The organism is Methylorubrum podarium (assembly GCF_040270385.1).
Lineage (GTDB): Bacteria > Pseudomonadota > Alphaproteobacteria > Rhizobiales > Beijerinckiaceae > Methylobacterium > Methylobacterium podarium.
Genome location: NZ_JBELQE010000002.1, coordinates 1 through 19,652, shown reverse-complemented (window position 1 = coordinate 19,652; position 19,652 = coordinate 1). Strand labels below are relative to the sequence as shown.

General features: G+C 70.5%; 16 protein-coding genes. 6 read left to right on the top strand and 10 right to left on the bottom strand.

From position 1 onward, the window contains the following. Positions 1–258: 258 nt before the first annotated feature. From bamA to frr, 8 genes are all read right to left on the bottom strand, one after another. Positions 259–2,823, bottom strand: a complete 2,565-nt coding sequence (gene bamA / locus ABS772_RS00085; RefSeq protein ID WP_238255289.1) for an outer membrane protein assembly factor BamA — start codon at positions 2,821–2,823, stop codon at positions 259–261. 349 nt (positions 2,824–3,172) lie between these two features. Further along, entirely contained in the window at positions 3,173–4,333 is a 1,161-nt protein-coding gene (gene rseP / locus ABS772_RS00080; RefSeq protein ID WP_238255288.1) for an RIP metalloprotease RseP, read from the bottom strand. 323 nt (positions 4,334–4,656) lie between these two features. Further along, positions 4,657–5,058 (bottom strand): DUF2442 domain-containing protein, encoded by a 402-nt coding sequence (locus tag ABS772_RS00075; RefSeq protein WP_350391583.1) that lies wholly within the window; start codon positions 5,056–5,058, stop codon positions 4,657–4,659. Continuing rightward, positions 5,051–5,293, bottom strand: coding sequence for a DUF4160 domain-containing protein (locus ABS772_RS00070; RefSeq protein WP_350391582.1), 243 nt, complete (start codon positions 5,291–5,293; stop codon positions 5,051–5,053). The genes ABS772_RS00075 and ABS772_RS00070 overlap by 8 nt, the downstream gene beginning before the upstream one ends. Positions 5,294–5,393: 100 nt before the next feature. Then, positions 5,394–6,572, bottom strand: coding sequence for a 1-deoxy-D-xylulose-5-phosphate reductoisomerase (dxr, locus tag ABS772_RS00065; protein WP_350391581.1), 1,179 nt, complete (start codon positions 6,570–6,572; stop codon positions 5,394–5,396). Positions 6,573–6,586: 14 nt separating this feature from the next. Next, on the bottom strand, positions 6,587–7,453 hold the full coding sequence (locus ABS772_RS00060; RefSeq protein ID WP_350391580.1) for a phosphatidate cytidylyltransferase: 867 nt from the start codon (positions 7,451–7,453) through the stop codon (positions 6,587–6,589). Beyond that, on the bottom strand, positions 7,453–8,232 hold the full coding sequence (locus tag ABS772_RS00055; protein ID WP_350391579.1) for an isoprenyl transferase: 780 nt from the start codon (positions 8,230–8,232) through the stop codon (positions 7,453–7,455). Before ABS772_RS00055 ends, ABS772_RS00060 begins: the two co-directional genes overlap by 1 nt. Positions 8,233–8,339: 107 nt before the next feature. Next, positions 8,340–8,903, bottom strand: a complete 564-nt coding sequence (gene frr, locus ABS772_RS00050) for a ribosome recycling factor (protein WP_350391578.1) — start codon at positions 8,901–8,903, stop codon at positions 8,340–8,342. A 442-nt stretch (positions 8,904–9,345) separates the two neighbouring features. Here frr and ABS772_RS00045 point away from each other — a divergent pair, with 442 nt between their 5' ends. Next, entirely contained in the window at positions 9,346–11,034 is a 1,689-nt protein-coding gene (locus ABS772_RS00045) for a methyl-accepting chemotaxis protein (RefSeq protein WP_350391577.1), read from the top strand. A 19-nt stretch (positions 11,035–11,053) separates the two neighbouring features. On the opposite strand, the gene ABS772_RS00040 is transcribed toward ABS772_RS00045, so the two are convergent. Beyond that, positions 11,054–12,343: an FAD-dependent monooxygenase gene (locus ABS772_RS00040; protein ID WP_350391576.1), complete on the bottom strand. Its 1,290-nt coding sequence runs from the start codon at positions 12,341–12,343 to the stop codon at positions 11,054–11,056. Between the two features lie 228 nt (positions 12,344–12,571). Between ABS772_RS00040 and ABS772_RS00035 the strand changes: the two genes are divergently transcribed. The 3 genes from ABS772_RS00035 (at position 12,572) to ABS772_RS00025 (ending at position 15,681) form a co-directional block, all read left to right on the top strand. Continuing rightward, positions 12,572–13,453: an acyl-CoA thioesterase gene (locus tag ABS772_RS00035; protein WP_350391575.1), complete on the top strand. Its 882-nt coding sequence runs from the start codon at positions 12,572–12,574 to the stop codon at positions 13,451–13,453. Between the two features lie 259 nt (positions 13,454–13,712). Beyond that, entirely contained in the window at positions 13,713–14,051 is a 339-nt protein-coding gene (locus ABS772_RS00030; RefSeq protein WP_026105669.1) for a P-II family nitrogen regulator, read from the top strand. A 133-nt stretch (positions 14,052–14,184) separates the two neighbouring features. After that, positions 14,185–15,681, top strand: coding sequence for an ammonium transporter (locus tag ABS772_RS00025; RefSeq protein WP_350391574.1), 1,497 nt, complete (start codon positions 14,185–14,187; stop codon positions 15,679–15,681). A gap of 222 nt (positions 15,682–15,903) precedes the next feature. On the opposite strand, the gene ABS772_RS00020 is transcribed toward ABS772_RS00025, so the two are convergent. Continuing rightward, positions 15,904–16,083 (bottom strand): hypothetical protein, encoded by a 180-nt coding sequence (locus tag ABS772_RS00020; RefSeq protein WP_238255295.1) that lies wholly within the window; start codon positions 16,081–16,083, stop codon positions 15,904–15,906. Here ABS772_RS00020 and ABS772_RS00015 point away from each other — a divergent pair. Together ABS772_RS00015 and ABS772_RS00010 are read left to right on the top strand one after the other, a co-directional pair. Then, positions 16,025–17,281, top strand: coding sequence for an outer membrane beta-barrel protein (locus ABS772_RS00015; protein ID WP_350391573.1), 1,257 nt, complete (start codon positions 16,025–16,027; stop codon positions 17,279–17,281). The genes ABS772_RS00020 and ABS772_RS00015 overlap by 59 nt on opposite strands. A gap of 210 nt (positions 17,282–17,491) precedes the next feature. Continuing rightward, positions 17,492–19,652, top strand: a 2,161-nt coding sequence (locus ABS772_RS00010) for a DNA translocase FtsK (RefSeq protein ID WP_350391572.1), incomplete at its 3' end; no start/stop codon positions are given.

Here is a 19,652-nt window from a genome sequence, read left to right as displayed (position 1 = left end):
CCCCCCCCCCCCCCCCCCCGCCCCCCCCCCCCCCCCCCCCCCCCCCCCCCCCCCCCCCCCCCCCCCCCCCCCCCCCCCCCCCCCCCCCCCCCCCCCCGCGCCCCCGCCCCCCCCCCCCCCCCCCCCCCCCCCCCCCCCCCCCGGGCCCCGCCCCCCCCCCCCCCCCCCCCCCCCGCGGGGGGGCCCCCCCCCCAACCCCCCCCCCCCCCCCCCCCCCCCCCGCCCCCCCACGGCTCTCTCAAGCGAGCCTGTCGGGGATCAGAAGCGCGAGCCGCCGGAGAAGCGGAACGCCTGGGTCTGGTCCTTGCCGACCTTGCCCAGAGCCGTCTGGACACCCTCGTCCTTGGACAGCGCGTAGGCGTAGTCAAAGCGGATCGGGCCGAGCGGCGAGTTCCACAGGATCGAGGCGCCGACCGAGGAACGGATCGTCGGCTTGTCGCGGACGTTCACGCACTCGGGCTCGACCTTGATCGCGTTGGCGCCGAAGTTCGTGTAGTTGCAGCCCGATCCCGGCGCGAAGCCGTTGATGAAGTTGTCGCCGTTCACGTCGAAGTTGCGGCGGCCGTCGTAGCCGAACAGCGTACCGGCATCGGCGAAGACCGCGCCCTTCAGGCCGAGATCCCGCGGCAGGCCCCAGATCGGGAACTGAACTTCGAGCGTGGCGCCGAAGTAGGTGGTGCCGCCGATGGCGTTGGAGCGGGCGTCGGCGATGCCGACGTCGCGCGGACCGAGGCCGTTCGGGGCGAAGCCGCGGACCAGCGACGGGCCGAGGAAGAACTGGTCGGTGATGCGCAGCGGCTGGTTGTCCAGCGCCGAGATGTGACCGCCCTGGAGCCGCACGAAGCCGACCACGTCCTCCCAGATCTCCTTGTAGTAGCGGGCGTCGCCCGTCACGCGGAAGAACTTGGAGTCGCCGCCGATGCCGGCGATGTCGGGCTTCAGTTCGCCGTAGAAGCCGTTGGTCGGCCGCTGCAGGTTGTCGAGGGTCGAGTAGGCGAGCGTCACGCCCGCCAGCGAGGTCAGCACGCTGCCCTGCTGGCCCTTGAGGGCGATCGAGGCCTCGCCGTCGAAGGCGCAGTTCGGGTAGGCCGGCAGGCCGCCCACGTCACGCCCGCTCGACGGATCGATCGTGCCGGCGGGGTTGAGGGCGGTGTAGCCGGGGATCGCCACCGAGCAGTCGTTGTAGGGCCGCTTGATGGTGTTCGGGACGCGCAGCTCGGTGTTGTAGACCGAGTAGCGGAAGGTGACGCCGAATTCCTCGGTGATCGGCAGGCCGAGGCGGAGCTGGCCGCCGTAGACCGTCGTCTCGTAGCGCGAGTACCGAGTCAGGTCGGAGTACTTGTAGAAGGCGTCGAAGCCGGCGGCCAGGCGATAGCCGAGGAAGTACGGTTCGGTGAACGAGAAGTCGATGCCGCGGGCGTACTGGCCGCCCTGCACCGCGAGGCGCACGTACTGGCCGCGGCCGAGGAAGTTCGACTCGGAGACCGAGACCTCGCCGATGATGCCGTCCTGGGTGGAGTAGCCGCCCGCCACCGAGAACGAACCCGTGGGCTGATCCTCGACGTCGATGTTGACGACCACCCGGTCCGGGGACGAGCCCGGCTCGTTGGAGAAGCGCACCTTCTTGAAGAAGCCCAGGCCGTTCAGGCGGCGCTCGGCGCGGTCGACCAGCACGCGGTTGTAGGCGTCGCCCTCGGTCAGGTCGAGTTCGCGGCGGATGACGTAGTCGCGGGTGCGGGTGTTGCCGCGGATGTTGATGCGCTCGACGTAGACGCGCGGACCGTCCTCGACGACGAAGCCGAGGGCGACCTGATGCGTGGCGCGGTCGCGCTGGCCGGTGGGGCGCACCTGGGCGAAGGGATAGCCCTGGCGGTTGACCTCGTTGGTGACGCCGACGAGCGTCTTCTCGACGTCCTCGGCGTTGTAGACGTCGCCGACCTGGGCGCGGATCTGGCCGTCGAGGGCCTCGCGGTCGATGCCGGCGATGCGCGGATCAACGGCGACGGCGCCGACGGTGTACTGCTCGCCTTCCTCGACGGTGACGGTGATCACCCAGCCGGTCTCGTCGCCGGCCTCGACGTAGCGGGCATCGGCGTTGACGACGCGGAAATCGGCGTAGCCGTTCTTGAGGTAGTAGCGGCGGACGATGTCGAGGTCGGACGAGATGCGGTCGGGATCGTAGACGTCGGAGGTCTTGATGAACGAGAGGAAGTTCATCTCGGAGGAGGTCATCAGACCCTTCAGGGTCGATTCCGAGTAGGCGCTGTTGCCGACGAAGTTGATGGCGCGGATGCCGGTCTTGTCGCCCTCGTCGATGGTGAAGACGACGTCGGAGCGGCCGGTGGGCAGGTCGACGAGGCGGTAGCTCACCTTGGCGGTGCCGCGGCCCGAGCGCTTGTAGACGTCGCGGATGCGCTCCACGTCGGCGGCGACCACCGCCGGGCTCAGGGCGCCGCGGTCCTTGGTCTCGACGACGCTCTCGAGCGTGCCCTTCTCGATCTTCTTGTTGCCCTCGAAGAAGACGCGGCCGACCACGTTGTTCTCACGCACGCGCACCACGGTGGTGCCGCCGCGGCCCGAGACCTGCACGTCGGAGAAGAGACCGGTGGAGAGAAGGTTGCGCCGCGCTTCCTCGGGCGAGCCGGAGGCGGTGCCGGTGACGTAGGAGCGGATCGTGTCGGCATCGACACGGCGGTTGCCTTCGACGACGATCTGCTGCGCCTGTGCGGCCGCGCCGCCGAGGATCACGCTGGCGGCGGTGGCGACCAGAACGATGGCACGCTCCGCCGACTTTCGCCGGCGCTTTCCCGTCATCGACATCATGTAATCGCCCGTCTCTTTTTATCTCAGCACGGGTTCGCACCCGCAGGCAGCCGCCCTTAAGGCTCGCCGCCCTCTGGTCCCAGCCACGCTTGTATCGGGATTCCCCTACGAAGCAAACGCGAGGGTCGTCCGATAGACCGGGATTTTGGGGGGTCGTGGCCTTCGCGCCACTTAACGGCGGAACGCCTTTACGATCGTTCTGAGATTAGCGTGAATAGGGCGTAAATATGGTCGCGAACACGACTTTCCGGCGCCTGTCCCGATCGCGTTAGGCCGGCGTTCACCACGAACGCGAACGGCCCGGCGGGGGCGCCGGGCCGTTGATTCGGAGACGGGAGGGGCCGGGGCGTCAGGTGCCGCGCTGGCTCAGCGAGGCGCCCAGGTTGAGGATGTCGTTCCAGGCCGCGAACAGCATCAGCATCAGCACGAAGGCGAGGCCGATGCGGAAGCCGATCTCCTGCGCCCGCTCGCTCAGGGGGCGGCCGCGCACCGCCTCGAAGGCGTAGAACATCAGGTGCCCGCCATCGAGGAGCGGGATCGGGAACAGGTTGAGGAGCCCGATCGAGACCGACAGCAGCGCGACCAGACCGATCAGCCCGCCGACGCCGCCCACGCGGGCGACCTCGCCCGAGACCCGGGCGATGCCGATCGGGCCGGAGAGCTGGTCGGCGGATTCGCGGCCGGTGACGAGCTTGCCGATGTAGTCGAAGGTGCGCTCCACCACGAAGGCCGTCTCGTGGACGCCGAGCTGGAGGGATTCGAGCGGGCCGTAATGCACCAGCTTGGCCGCGCTGGCGTTCGGGCCGTTGATGCCGAGCCGGCCGAAGCGGTGACGGCCGAAGGGCGTGCGCTCCTCGATCATGTCGGGCACGGCGGTCAGGGTCTGGACCTGGCCGCCGCGATCCACGGTCACCGTCAGCGAGGAGCCGGCGGCGGACGAGACGACGCGCTGCATCTGGTTGAAGGTCTTCACCGGCGCGCCGTCGATGGTGCGGATCACGTCGCCGGGCTGGAAACCCGCCCGCGCGGCGGCGCTGTTCGGCTGCACCGCCTCGACGCGGGCCGGGGTCTCGTAGCGGCCGCTGAAATAGATCGCGCCCGCGAACACCGCGATGGCGAGGATGAAGTTGGCGACGGGGCCGGCGGCGACGATGGCCGCGCGCTTGGCCACCGGCTGGGTCGGGAAGCTGATCGCCCGCTCGTGCGGACTCATGCGGGCGACCGCCTCCGGATCGGGCACGCTGGCGCCGTTGGCGTCGCCCACGAACTTCACGTAGCCGCCCAGCGGAATCGCCGAGAGCTTCCAGCGGGTGCCCCGCCGATCGGTGAAGCCGACGACCTCCGGGCCGAAGCCGATGGAGAAGGCGGTCACGCCGACCCCGCACCAGCGCCCGACCAGGAAGTGGCCCATCTCGTGGACGAACACGACGATCGTCAGCACGATCAGGAACGGGATCACCGCGCCGAAGAAGCCGGCCGCGTTGCCGCCCATGCCGCTCAAGAATTCCATGGCCATCATCCTTCAGGCCGCGTTACGCGTCGAAGATCCGTGCACGTCGTGCGCGAACCCGGTCTTGACCGCCCGCCCTGACAGAGCGGCCTCACGGCAGGCAAGTCGCGGATCGTCGCACGCCTCACGTCCGAGTGCGAGGTCTAATCGCACCGGCGTCCGGTGGGGCCGGATCACCCGTCCCCGACAAGCCCGGCCGGAATTCCGGGCGCAAGCCGACCGCCGACACGGCGTAACGCATGTCCGTATGGAATACGTCAACGGCTCAGCCCAATCGGAGGCCTGCGCGGCGGCAAATCGTGCCGCGGCCGGGGGAGGTGGCTTCAGCTCACCTTGCGCGGTCGCCCTCCGAGGCGACCGTTCGCGCGGGCGGCGCCGATCTTCGGTTCCGTTCGTGCCTTTCCGCCGGCGCGCCCGAGCTGCTGCGCCATCCAGGAGCGCGAACCGGTGATGCCGGTCACGAGCGCAGGCACGAACACGTCGGCGTCGAGGCGGGGGAAGTGGAGCCCGGTCCCGGCCGGCGTGACCTCGATCTCGCTCAGATCCGCCGAGGTCGCCTTCGCCAACCCCTCGACCAGATCCACGGGAACGCGCACCTCCACGCCGGTCGAGAGAATGACCACGAGTGTCCGGCGGTTCGGGAGGTAGCGGGCCGACACGGCGACGGGACCGCTCGCGGTCTCACGTCCGCGGGCCTCTGCGAGGCGGAATGCGGCGTCATCCATGGATCGTCTCCCACGAGGCGCAGAGGGCCGGCACCCGCGCATCGAGTTCACGTGCGACGGCTTGCGCGTCCCGGAAGCTCAGGCCGCGGACCTCACGGATCGCGGTCGGTCCGTCGGGACAGTTCAGGAGGAAGACGGCTTCCCCGTCGGGTCCGATCGCGTGGACGTGCGCGGGCCGATGATCGTTCGGGTAGATCACGATGCGGAAGGCCCCGATCCTGAGAACGGTCGGCATCTCGGTTCATAAACCCAAGCGCTTCGGCCGTCTATCGAGCAGCTGTCCGCTCCTCGCACGGAGCCTGCCGCGACCTTGCCTCGTCAAGGCCAATCGCGCTTCAGCCCGCGGCGCGGGTCGCGGGCACCGCTTCGAGGCTCCAGGCGCGCACCTGCGCGTCGATGGCAAGCGCCTCCTCGACATCCTCCGGCGCCCGGCGATGCTCGGCGGCGAAGTGCTCGACCGCCCGTTCCACGAGTTCGGCGATGCCGTAGAACGGGATCGCGCCGCGGATGAAGGCGGCGACCGCGATCTCGTTGGCGGCGTTCATGACGGTCGGCGCGGCGCCGCCCTCGGCGAGCGCGGCCCGTGCCACGCGCAGGCAGGGAAAGCGCGCCTCGTCCGCCGGCTCGAAGGTGAGGCTGCCGGTGGCGGCAAGGTCGAGGGGGCGGCCGCGGGCGATCTCGAGGCGGTCGCCGAGCCCGAGGCAATGGGCGATCGGCACGCGCATGTCGGGCATGGCGAGCCCTGCGGTGACCGCGCCGTCGCGCCACGCGATCAGCCCGTGCACGATCGATTGCGGGTGGACGATGACGTCGAGCCGCGCCGCCTCGATGGCGAAGAGGTGGTGGGCCTCGATCAGTTCCAGCCCCTTGTTCATCAGCGAGGCGGAATCGATGTTGATCTTCATGCCCATCGACCAGGTCGGGTGGGCGGCGGCCTCGGTCGGGCTCGCGGCGGCGATGCGCTCGCGGGTCCAGGTGCGGAACGGGCCGCCCGAGGCGGTGAGCGTCATCTTGGCGATGTCGGCGACGCGGCCGTCGCCCATGGCCTGGGCCAGCGCGTTGTGCTCGGAATCCACCGGCAGGATGCGGGCGCCGTAGCGCTCGGCGTCGCGCATGAAGGCGTCGCCGGCGCAGACGAGGCTCTCCTTGTTGGCGAGCGCGATGGTGCGCCCGAGCCGGAGCGCGGCGTGGGTGGGCTTGAGGCCCGCCGCGCCGCTCACCGCCGCCACGACGATGTCGGCGTCGCGGGCGACCGCCTCCAGCACCGCGCCCTCGCCGGCCCCGTTCGGGATGCCGGAGCCCGACAGGGCCTCGGCCAGGGCCGGGCCGGCGCTCGCGTCGGCGAGCGCGGCGAAATCCGGCTTCAGCTCCAGGGCGAGCTTGGCCAAAGCCGCGGCGTCCTTGCCGCCGACCAGCGCCCCGACGCGGAAGCGGCCGGCGTGCTGGGACAGGAGGTCCGTGGTCGAGCGGCCGATCGAGCCGGTGGCGCCGAGGACGGTGACGGTGAGGCTCACGGGATCAGTTCCGTTCAGGCAGTCAGGAGCCGCTGGGCGGCGAGGCACAGGCCGGCGAGGAGCGCGACGGCGAAGAAGCCGTCGAGCCGGTCCATGACGCCGCCATGGCCGGGGATCGAGCGGCCGGAATCCTTGACGCCGTAGCGCCGCTTGAGGGCGGACTCAACGAGGTCGCCGCCCATCGACAGGACCGAGGCGAGCCCGCTCAGCGCCGCGACCAGGGCGGGGGTGAGGCCGGGCAGGGCGTCCCAGCCCTGCCCGCGGGCGACGAGCAGGGTCGCGGTTCCGCCGACGACGCCCGCGGCGAGGCCACCGAGCGCGCCGGACCACGTCTTCTTCGGGCTGACCCGCGGCATCAGCTTCGGCCCGCCGATCAGGCGGCCGGTGAAGTAGGCGACGCTGTCGGTGGACCAGACCACCGCGAACATCCAGGCCGGCCCGACCACGCCGATCGCCGGATCGATCCGCAGCAGCGTCGGCACCAGGGCGACCACCGCGCCGCCGACGAGGCCCCAGATCGGCTTGCGCCGGCCCGGCCCGTGGCCGAGGGCGAACAGGCCGAGGCTTCCGGCGAGCAGGATGAGGAGCGGCACCCAGAGGGGGGCGCCGAGGAGCACGGCCGCGAGCACGGCGGACAGCGTCGCGCCGGTCAGGCCGAGCAGCGGCAGGAGCGGCTCGGAGCGGGTCATGGCAAGCCACTCGGCGGCGCCGACGACGCCGGCGATGAGCCAGACCGCGGCGAAGGCCCAGCCGCCGATCACCAGGCTGCCGAGCACCGCCGCGCCGAGCACCAGGGCCGAGGCCACCCGCAGGCCGAACTCGCGGTTGGCGAAGGGCGCCCGCCGGGCCGGCGCGGGGGGGGCCGCCTCGTCCCGCGCCATCACCCGGCCCCGGCGCTGAGGCCGCCGAAGCGGCGGTCGCGGCGGTGATACTCGCTGACGGCGGCGAGGAAGGCGTCGTGGTCGAAATCCGGCCAGAAGCCCGGCTCGATCACGTACTCGGTGTAGGCCGTCTGCCAGGTCAGGAAGTTCGAGAGCCGCTGCTCGCCGGAGGTGCGGATGACGAGGTCCGGGTCCGGGATGCCGGCGGTGTCGAGGGCGTCCGTGACGGTCGACAGCTCGATCTCGTCGGGCCGCAGCCGCCCGTCCGCGACGGCGGACGCGATGCGCCGCACCGCGCGCAGAATCTCCTGGCGGCCGCCGTAGTTGAAGGCGACGACGAGCGTCAAGCCGGTATTGGCGCGGGTGCGGGTCTCCGCCTCGTCGAGCAGCCCGGCGATGTCGGGGGAGAGATCCGCCCGGTCGCCGATCACCCGGACGCGGACATTGTTGGCGTGGAGGTCGGCGAGGTCGCCGCGCACGAACAGCTTGAGCAGGCCCATCAGCTCGGAAATCTCCGAGGCCGGCCGGCGCCAGTTCTCGGAGGAGAAGCTGTAGACCGTGAGGTAGCCGATGCCGAGGGTGATGGCGGAGCGCACCGCCCGGCGCACGGCCTCGACGCCGCGGCGATGGCCCTCGAAGCGGGGCAGGCCCCGGCTCGCGGCCCAGCGGCCGTTGCCGTCCATGATGATGGCGACGTGCCGCGGCGCGGGCCGCGCCGCGCCCTCGGGGGCGGCGCCCGCCGCCTCCCCGATCTGCCGCGCGCCTTCCGAGCGAACCACCGCAGCCTCCCCCTCCTGGCGCACCCTCGACGGCCTCCCTGGCTGCCCCTTGCCGCTGCGGCCCGGCACGGCCCGCCATCCTTCCCTTACGATGCAGGCCGGAGGCGTCAGATCTGCATGATCTCCTTTTCTTTCGAGGCCAGCACGCCGTCGATCTCGCCGATCGCGTCGTCGGTGGCCTTTTGCACGTCGCCGGCCTGACGCTTCTCGTCGTCCTGGCTGATGGCGCCGTCCTTCTCCAGCTTCTTGAGGATGTCGAGGCCGTCGCGGCGCACGTGGCGCACGGCGACGCGGGCTTCCTCCGCGTATTTGTGCGCGACCTTGACCATCTCCTTGCGGCGCTGCTCGTTCATCTCGGGGATGCGCAGGCGGATGGTCTGGCCTTCCGTCATCGGGTTCAGGCCGAGATCGGATTCGCGGATCGCCTTCTCGACATTGGTGACCATCGAGCGGTCCCAGACCGAGATCGAGAGCAGGCGCGGCTCCGGGACGCTCACGGTGGCGACCTGGGCCATCGGCATCGACGCGCCGTAGGCCTCGACCTGGATCGGATCGAGCAGGCTCGGCGTCGCGCGGCCGGTGCGCAGCGATCCCAGATCCTTGCTCAGAGAACTGACGGCGCCCTGCATGCGGCGCTTGATGTCGCCGAGGTCGAATTCCGGTGTGGCCATAGGTTCAAAGTCCCGATGCGTTCGGGTGGCAGATCGGCGCGCTCGGGAGACGCCCGGCACGCGGTGCCGCTACATGAACGAAAAACCGGGTGGCCGCAAATGCAGTCGAGCCGGTTCCGCGGCGGGCGCCGATGGCTCTCCCGCGGCACGGTCCCGCTTCGCGCCGCCCTCGGACCGGCTCTCGCGGATGCCGGAGGCCGGCTTGCCCGGAACGACCGGATCCGGCCTCGTCCCGAGCGGCGCACGGTCTCGGTCGGACGATGAGCCAACGATGCGAACGCCAGGGGGAGAGGAGGATGCGCCTCAGGGACATTAAATGACTGGACGCAGGTCGAGTTCTAATCCCCCGCCGTCGTCGGTGACTATGGATTAGCAATTTCAGGGTAAAGATTTCCACCGGCCGACAAACATATGTAATTCGCGTCGGGTCGGGAGCTATGCCGTGGCTGTCAGGAACCTCTCAATTCGTTCGAGGCTGATCGGAAGCTTCACGATCCTCACGGTCGTGGTGCTCGGATTGGGAGCACTGAGCCTCGGCGGTCTGTCTCTCATCAACGGCCATCTTCAGACCATCGAGCGGAATTGGCTCCCGAGCGTCCGCACGGCGGGTGAGATCGATGCGCTGACCGGCCGCTACAACACCAGCCTTCTCCGGCACGTCCTGACGGTCGACGCGAAGAGCCTCGCCGGGGTCGAGAACGATGTCGTTCAGCGCGGCAAGAAGCTCGATGCCACCGCCACGGCCTACGAGCCGCTCATCTCCTCGCCGGAGGAGCGCAAGCTCTACGAGACCTTCCGGCAGGAATGGCGCGCCTTCGTCGGCGTTTCCGAACGGATCGTCGGCCTGTCGCGGCAGGGCGAGAAGGCGCAGGCCCTCGCCCTGTACGAGGCCGAGGCCGTGCCCCCGCGGCGGCGCGCGTCGCTGGCGCTCGAATCCCTGATCAAGTTCAACAACGACGGCGCGGCGGCGGCCGAAATCGCGGCCACCGATGCCTACGCATCGACCAAGATCCAGGTCCTGGGCGCGATCGCGGCCGCCATCCTGCTCTCGGTCGGTCTGGCCCTCGTCATCGTCCGCGGCATCTCGCGTGGCATCAATTCCGTGGTGCAGCCGATGCAGGCCCTCGCCGGCGGCGACCTCGGGGTCAGCATCGCGCACCAGGGCGAGGCCACCGAGATCGGCCGCATCGCCGACGCGGTCCAGGTCTTCAAGAACAGCCTGATCCGCGCGCGGGCCCTGGAGGAGGAGAGCGAACGGGCGCGCGCCTCGGCCGAGGAGCAGCGCAAGGCCGGCATGCGGCAGATGGCCGAGAGCTTCGAGCAGGCGGTCGGCGGCATCGTCGGCATGGTCTCCGCCTCGGCCACCGAGTTGCAGGCGACCGCGGAGAGCATGACGACCACGGCGTTCCAGACCGCCAACCAGTCGAGCGCGGTCGCGGCCGCGGCGGAGGAGGCGGCGGTCAACGTCAACACCGTGGCGGCCGCGTCCGAGGAACTCGGCACCTCCGTGCTGGAGATCGGCCGGCAGGTCTCCGGCTCGGCGGATCTGGCGCAGCGGGCCGTGAACGAGGCGGACCGGACGGTCTCGCTCGTGCAGGAACTCAGCGGCGCCGTCTCGGAGATCGGCGACGTGGTGAGCCTGATTTCGAACATCGCCAGCCAGACGAACCTTCTCGCGCTGAACGCCACCATCGAGGCGGCGCGCGCCGGCGAGGCGGGCCGGGGCTTCGCGGTCGTCGCCTCGGAAGTGAAGGAGCTGGCGAGCCAGACGGCGCGGGCGACCGAGGAGATCTCGGGGCAGATCGGCCAGATCCAGGGCGCGACGCGCCAGGCGGTCGGGGCGATCGGCTCGGTCACGGAGCGGGTGCGCGAGATCAACGCCGTGGCCACCGCCATCGCGGCGGCGGTCGAGCAGCAGGGCGCCGCCACGCAGGAGATCGTGTCCAGCGTCGGTCAGGCCTCGATCGGCACGACCGAGGTGACGAGCAACATGGTCGGCCTCGCGCGCGCCTCCGAGAACACCGGTGCGGCCGCCTCCCAGGTGCTGTCCTCGGCCTCCGAGCTGTCGCGCCAGTCCGAGCATCTCTCGGCCGAGGTCAACCGGTTCCTGGCCTCGGTGCGCGCCGCCTGACGACCCGCGCCTCCCAGCCTCACAGGGCCTCGCCCCGCAGCAGGCGCGGGGTCTCGCCTCGTGAGGCGGAGGCTTGGCCGATGAAGAAGCGCTTCAGCCCCGGCATCCGGTCGACGAGGCCGAGGCCGAGGTCGCGGGTGAGGCGCAGGGTCAGGCTGTCGTTGGAGAACAGGCGGTTGAGCCCGTCGGTCGCCGCCGCCATCGCCACGCTGTCGAAGCGCCGGGCCTGCTCGTAGTCGCGCAGCACCGCGTCGGCGCCGGGATCGAGCCCGAGCCGCAGGGCGCCGGTCACCGCCTCGGCCAGCGCCGCCGCCCCGGCCAGCCCCAGATTGAGTCCCTGGCCCGCCAGCGGGTGGATGACGTGGGCGGCGTCGCCGAGGAGCGCGAGGCGCGGCGCCCGGAAGCTGCGGGCGATGCCGAGATGCAGCGGATGGGCGCTGGGGCCGTGCTCCAGGGCGATGCGGCCGAGTTCGGGTCCGAACCGGCGCTCGATCTCGGCCAGCGTCTCGGCGGCATCCCCGCCGAGCAGGGCCGGCACGTCGGCGCTGCGCTCGGTCCAGACGATCGAGGAGCGGCGGCCGAGTTCGCCCCCCGCCCGGAGCGGCAGGATCGCGAAGGGGCCGCTCGGCAGAAAGTGTTCGAAGGCGCGGCCCTCGTGGTCGCGGGCATGCTGGATCGTCGCGACGATGCCCGATTGCGGGTAGGACCAGCCGACCCAGCCGATGCCGGCGGCCTCGCGCAGGGCGGAGCGCCCCCCGTCCGCGGCGACCACCAGCGCGACCTCTTCCTCGCTGCCATCGCTCAGGGTCACGTGCGTCGCGCGCGGATTGGGGCTGGCCGAGCGGACCCCCGCGGTGACGAGGCGGACGCCCGTCTCCCGCGCGGCGTCGAGCAGCACCCGCACCATCGGCTCGGCCTCGACCATGTGGGCGAAGGGCTCGCCGCCCGCGCCGGCGTCCCGGCGCGCCTCGGTCCCGTCGCCGAAGGTGAGGAAGACCGGCCGCACCGGATCGCCGACGCGGCTGTCGCTGATGACCAGCCGGCGCATCGGCTCCGCCGCCGGCTCGATCCGGGACCACAGTTCGAGCCGCTCGAACATCCGCCGCGGGCCGGCCGCGACGGCGTAGGCGCGCCCGCGGTGACGCGCCGCGCCCGCCTCCAGGCCGGGATCGCAGACCGCGACGTCGAGGGCCGGGCCGTGCGTCCGCTTCAGGGCGACGGCCAGGGTGAGGCTGGCGATGCCCGCCCCGGCGACGAACAGGCGGCGAGTTCCAGGGCGATTTGCGGGACGGCGATCCGTGGTGCTCATCGGCCTTCTCTTCCTCGGCTCCGGCGCCGCCCGCGATCGGGCGGTCCGGGATCGTCTCGAGCGTCTCACATAGTCCGCGCGCCGCGCGCAGGCACCCCGGCCGGGCGGGCGGAGCGCGGGGACCCGCGTGGCATCCCCGGGCCGAGCCGCTATGTGCGTCGAACGCGCCCCGAGCTGGGGCCGTTCGTCACCTGTCATCACCCTTCGCCCAGAGCCGCAGAAGCCGCCATGTCCGAATCCCGCAGGCCCGATCCCGTCGACGCCCTCCTGGCGATCCTCGACCTGGAGCGGCTGGAGACCGACCTGTTCCGCGGCGTCAGCCCCCGGATCGGCTGGCCGCGGGTGTTCGGGGGGCAGGTGGTGGCCCAGGCGCTGGTCGCGGCCTCCCGCACGGTCGAGGCGTCCCGCCCGCCCCACTCGCTGCACGCCTACTTCCTCCTCGGCGGCGACCCCGCGGTGCCGATCGTCTACGAGGTCGAGCGCATCCGCGACGGCGGCAGCTTCACCACCCGCCGGGTCAAGGCGATCCAGAAGGGCCGGGCGATCTTCGCCATGTCGGTGTCGTTCCACGTCGCGGAGGCGGGCGTCGAGCACGCCGCGGAACGCCCCGACGTGCCGGGCCCCACCGATCTGGCGGATGCGCGGACGCTCGTCCGGGAGGGCGGCAGCATCGTGCCCGAGCCGATGCTCGCCTACTTCACGCAGGCCTGGCCGATCGAGTTGCGGCCGGTCGAGACCGAGCGCTATCGCGACCGCGCGCCGAGGCCCGCCCGCTACCATGTCTGGATGCGCGCGACGAAGCCTCTGCCCGACGATCCGGCCCTGCACCGGGCGGTGCTCGCCTACGCCTCGGACATGACGCTCCTCGACGCGACGCTGATCCCTCACGGACGGACCGTGTTCGATCCGGAGATCCAGTCGGCGAGCCTCGACCACGCCCTCTGGTTCCACCGCCCGTTCCGGGCCGATTCCTGGCTGCTCTATTCGCAGGACAGCCCGAGCGCCTCGGGGGGCCTCGGCTTTGCCCGCGGCACGTTCCACGACGAGGCCGGGCACCTCGTCGCCTCTGTCGCCCAGGAGGGTCTGATCCGTCAGCGTCGCCCCGGATAGAGGCCGAAAACCGCGTGTTTTGCCGACCGCGTAGACATATTGCCTATCAGATGTGCAGTCTTTGCGGCGGGGCTGCCCGACGCGGCGCCAGCGCTCGCTCACGTTCTGGGCAGAAGAACGAAACCGAAAATGGTTCCGCTTGGCACGGTCCTTGAATGAAGGCGCGCGGTCGCAGGGTCATTCCGATCCCTGCAGAACCGCTGGGTCTCGGCCGGTGCGCGGCCGGCGGTGAAACGGCAGAACAAAGGGGGCGCCGCCCATGAAAATCGTGATGGCGATCATCAAGCCGTTCAAGTTGGAGGAGGTCCGCGACGCCCTGACCGGGATCGGCGTCCACGGCCTGACCGTGACGGAGGTCAAGGGCTATGGCCGACAGAAGGGCCATACCGAGATCTACCGCGGCGCGGAGTACGCCGTGAGCTTCCTCCCCAAGCTGAAGATCGAGGTGGCGGTCGCGGCCGACCTCGTCACCAACGTGATCGACACGATCGCGGGGGCCGCCCGCACCGGCCAGATCGGTGACGGCAAGATCTTCGTGATGCCGCTGGAAAAGGCGGTCCGCATCCGCACCGGCGAGACCGACGCCGACGCGCTCTGAGGGCCCGTCCCGCATCAGTTTCCTCCCCGATACCCCAACGGCTCATCACCCGTTCCGGCGGAACGCGCCCGGCCGCGCCGCCGCCACCCCTTTCCCCAATGCTTGACGCACGGCGATCAGGAGCTTCCTGTCCATGAAACCTCGTAACCTTCTCGCGCTCGGCCTGGGAGGAGCCGCCCTCGGCCTCCTTCTCATCGAGCCGTCGCTCGCGCAGACGCCGGCCCCTGAGGCCCCCGCGGCCGCCGCCGCCCCGGTGCCCAACAAGGGCGACACCGCCTGGATGCTGATCTCCTCGGCCCTGGTGCTGATGATGACCGTGCCGGGCCTGGGCCTGTTCTACGGCGGCCTCGTGCGCACCAAGAACATGCTCTCGGTGCTCACCCAGGTCTTCGCGATCGCCTCGATCGTGTGCCTGCTGTGGGTCTTCTACGGCTACAGCCTGTCCTTCACCAACGGCGGCGGCCTCAACGACTTCGTCGGCGGCTTCTCCAAGGCCTTCCTCAAGGGCGTCGACGCCACCACCGTGGCCGCGACCTTCTCCAACGGCGTCGTGATCCCCGAATACGTCTATATCTGCTTCCAGATGACGTTCGCGATGATCACCCCGGCGCTGATCGTCGGCGCCTTCGCTGAGCGCATGAAGTTCTCGGCGCTCGTCGTGTTCATGATCCTCTGGGTCACGCTGATCTACTTCCCGATGGCCCACATGGTCTGGTACTGGGGCGGCCCCGACGTCTTCGCCGACGCGGCCCGCAAGCTCGCCGCCGCCGGTGGCGAGGCCAATGCCGCGGCCAAGGCCGAGTACGATGCGGTGCTGGGCGATGCCGGCATGCTCTTCAAGTGGGGCGCCCTCGACTTCGCCGGCGGCACCGTCGTGCACATCAACGCCGGCATCGCCGGCCTCGTCGGCTGCCTGATGCTCGGCAAGCGCATCGGCTACGGCCGCGACCTGCTCGCCCCGCACTCGCTGACCATGACCACGATCGGCGCCTCGCTGCTCTGGGTCGGCTGGTTCGGCTTCAACGCCGGCTCGAACCTCGAGTCGAACGGCACCACGGCGCTCGCCATGATCAACACCTTCGTCGCCACCGCGGCGGCGGCGGTCTCCTGGCTGTTCGTGGAATGGGCCGCCAAGGGCAAGCCCTCGCTGCTGGGCATGCTCTCGGGCGCCATCGCCGGCCTCGTCGCCGTCACCCCGGCCTCGGGCTTCGCCGGCCCGATGGGCTCGATCGTCCTCGGTCTCGTCGCGGGCGGCATCTGCTTCGTGATGTGCTCGACCGTGAAGAACGCGCTCGGCTACGACGACTCCCTCGACGTGTTCGGCGTGCACTGCATCGGCGGCATCATCGGGGCGCTGGCCACCGGCATCCTCGTCGATCCGAGCCTCGGCGGCGCGGGCATCCCCGACTACACCACCAAGCCCGGCGAGCTCACCGTCGGCGCCTACGACATGGTCGCTCAGCTCATCATCCAGGCGAAGGCGGTCGGCTTTACCCTGCTGTGGTCGGGCATCGGTTCGGCGATCCTCTACAAGCTCGTCGATCTGACGATCGGCCTGCGCGTGACGCAGGAAGAGGAGCGCGAGGGCCTCGACATCGCCGATCACGGCGAGCGCGCCTACAACTACTGAGCGGCGGCCCGCCGTCCCGGCGGGCACCCGGCATCAAGGGCCTCGGCGCATCGCGCCGGGGCCTTTTTCGTGGGCTGATCAGGTGAGTCGCACCGGGTGGGGCTCGTCGGCGCGCCGGGCTTCACCGCCTCAATGTGTAAATCGATCGTAAAGGAAGCGACCGCTTTTGACGGCAAAGTTAACGTTTCGAGCCGCCGAAAATGTTGCCTCGGCGCAACGTTTTCAGCCAACAGCTTGATGCGGCGCGAAACTGACTAAAAATTGGGCACTTGCGCAAAACTTCATTTTGCGACGCGGCGGCGAGTTCGGCACCTTGGCCGTATCGAATTTGGGGCTGACCGCAATGACAATCAAAACAAAGCTTCTGGCCGCATGCGCGGCGCTTTCCACGCTGAGCGCCACCGCGCTTCCAGTACTGGCCGCGGACATGCCCGCCGCTGCGAAGGCGCCCGTCATCGTCGAAGAGCATTGCAAGGCGGCGATCTCGACCCCGACCTTCGGCGGCCTCATCAAGGCGAACCCGAATCCGGCCTGCTTCGTCACGGGGCTCGGCGACATCTATGTCGGCGGCGCGATCACCGGCTTCGCCTACACGCAGACCAACGCCTTCGGCATCCTCTCCCCGGGCGCCGAGCAGGATCGCTACGGCCGCGTCGACTTCTCGAACCTCCAGGGCTGGATCCAGAAGGCGGACGGCCCGCTGCAGTTCTACGTGCATGCCGGCCTCTACTCGATCCCGGCGCTCGGCCTGCCGCTCTACTCCTCGTTCGAGCAGACCGAGTCGCTGTTCGGACCGGTCCCGGTGGCCTTCGGCAAGTGGCAGATCAACGACGAATGGTCGATCCAGGCCGGCCGGATGTTCACTAACATCGGCTCCGAGCTGCTGTTCTCCTACCAGAACCTGAACATCTCCCGCGGCCTGGTGTTCAACCAGGAGAACTTCATCAACCAGGGCGTTCAGGTGAACTACGCGAGCGGTCCGTTCGCGGCGTCGGTCTCGGTCAACGACGGCTTCTATTCCGGCGAGCTGAACTGGGTGACGGGCTTCGCGACCTACAAGCTCGACGACTCGAACACGATCGGCATCAACGGCGGCACGCATTTCAGCGACTTCGATTCCTCGACCCGCAGCCCGCGCTTCCAGTTCGCGACGATCAACTCGCTGCAGAACAGCAGCATCATCAGCGTGAACTACACCTACGCCAACGGCCCGTGGATCATCACGCCCTATTTCCAGTACACCACCGTCGATCGCAAGGATAACTACTTCTCCCCGATCATCGGCGGCGAGACCTGGGGCGGCGCTCTGCTCGCCGGCTACGCCTTCAACGAGAACTTCGGACTGGCCGGCCGTGTCGAGTACATCGCGCAGTCGGGCACCCGCTTCGACACCCTGAGCGCGACCAGCCTCCTCTACGGCCCGGGCAGCTCGGCCTTCTCGTTCACGATCACGCCGACCTTCACCTGGGACCGCTACTTCGTCCGCGGCGAGTTCGCGACGGTGCAGGCCTACGACGTCACCCCCGGCTTCGGCTTCGGCCGCGACGGCACCAAGCGGTCGCAGGAGCGCTACCTGGTCGAGACCGGTTTCACCTTCTGAGGACCACGCCGGTCCGCCGGCGGGGCACGGACGTGATTGGGGAAGCCTCGGAGGGATCCGGGGCTTCCTGCATTTATGAGCGGGCCTCGCGATCCCCGGGAGAACGCGACCGGCGACGGGTCGGACGGCCGCATTGTCGGACAGACTTAGCCCGCCGTTAACCGCCCCGCGTTAGCCTTACCGGACCGTTGACACCGGACCGGTCTGCGCATGCGTTCCCTTCGCCGTTCCGCGTCGCCCTACGACACCTTCGTCGACAGCCTGAGGCCCTTCCTGGCCAAGCGGCTGACGGAGTGCGGCGGCCTGATCCTCTTCACCGGCGCGGTCGCCCTGACCGTCGCCCTGGCGACGTGGTCGATCGACGACCCGAGCCTCAACCACGCCACCGACCAACGGGCGCACAACGTGCTCGGGCGCCCCGGTGCCGTCGTGGCCGACCTCGCCATGCAACTCCTCGGGCTCGGCTCGATTATGCTCGCCCTGCCTCCCGTCCTGTGGGGCATGCGGCTGATGCGCGAGCGCGACCTGCCGCATGGCGGCGTGCGCCTCGCCCTGTGGATCGTCGGCGTGCTCTGCGCGAGCGCGGTCGCGAGCGCGCTGCCGCCCACCGCCCGCTGGCCGCTGCCCACCGGCATGGGCGGCGTGGCGGGCGACGCGCTGCTCGCCGGCACGCGGATGCTGGTCGGGCCGCTGGCGAGCTTTGCCGGCTTCCTGTTCGCGGCGGTCGCCATCCTCAGCCTCACCGCCGCCTGCCGCGTGACCAAGCCGGATTTCGAGGAGGACGAGGAGCTGCCCTACGGCGCGCCGCGTCCCGCGCCCCGCGCCGGCCGCGCCGCCTCCCACGAGGAGCGCCACAATGCCGACGAGCCGAGCCTCGGCATCCTCTCCCTCGGTGCGTTGGCTCAGGCGGTGATGCGCGGCCGCGCCTCGCTTCGCACCAAGCTCGAAACCTGGCAGGCACCGGCCGACGAGGGAGAGGGGCTTGCCTATGCCGGCGCCTCGCCCGCACTCGCCGCGCGCCGCGCCTTCGCCGACCCGGAGGACGCCCCCTGGGCGCCGCAGGCCCGCGAGCGCGCTGCCTCGGGCCGCCGCGAGCCACGGTTCGAGCCGGAGGACGACGACGCCGACGACGCGACCGTCGGTCCCGCCGCGCCGCGCCCGGCCCCGGTCGCCGGTGCCGCGGACGACGACGCCGTCGAGCCGCCCACCCGCGTCGCGCGCCCGCTGCCGCAGGCCCCGGCGGCGCGACCGCGCCCGGTCGAGCCGCGTCCGGAAGCCGGCGAGTACCGTCTGCCCGCCCTGGAGCTTCTCGCCCGCCCGCGCGAGGCGGCGCCGGGCTCCGAGGTTTCGGCGGAGGCGCTGGAGCAGAACGCCACCATGCTGGAGGCGACGCTGCAGGATTTCGGCGTGCGCGGCGACATCCTGGCCGTGCGTCCCGGCCCCGTCGTCACCCTCTACGAGCTGGAGCCCGCCCCCGGCACCAAGTCGAGCCGCGTCATCGCGCTCGCCGACGACATCGCCCGCTCGATGTCCGCCGTCTCCGCCCGCGTCGCCGTCGTCCCCGGCCGCAACGCCATCGGCATCGAGCTGCCGAACGCCAAGCGCGAAACGGTCTTCCTGCGCGAGTTGCTGGCGTCCGAGGACTTCGTCGAGAGCAAGCACAAGCTGGCCCTGTGCCTTGGAAAAAACATCGGCGGCGAGCCGATCATCGCGGATCTTGCCCGCATGCCGCACCTGCTGGTCGCCGGCACCACCGGCTCGGGCAAGTCGGTCGCCATCAACACCATGATCCTGTCGCTGCTCTTCCGGCTGAAGCCGGAAGAGTGCCGCCTCATCATGGTCGACCCGAAGATGCTGGAGCTGTCGGTCTACGACGGCATCCCGCACCTGCTCTCCCCCGTCGTCACCGACCCGAAGAAGGCGGTCATCGCCCTCAAATGGGCCGTGCGCGAGATGGAGGAGCGCTACAAGAAGATGTCGAAGGTCGGTGTCCGCAACATCGACGGCTTCAACGCGCGCCTCGAAGAGGCCCGAGCCCGCGGCGAGACCCTGACCCGGACCGTCCAGACCGGCTTCGACCGCACCACCGGCGAGGCGGTCTACGAGGACGAGGTCATGGACCTCAACCCGCTCCCCTACATCGTGATCGTGGTCGACGAGATGGCCGACCTGATGATGGTGGCGGGCAAGGACATCGAGGGGGCGATCCAGCGGCTGGCGCAGATGGCGCGGGCGGCTGGCATCCACCTGATCATGGCGACGCAGCGTCCCTCGGTCGACGTGATCACCGGCACGATCAAGGCGAACTTCCCGACCCGGATCTCCTTCCAGGTGACGAGCAAGATCGATAGCCGCACGATCCTGGGCGAGA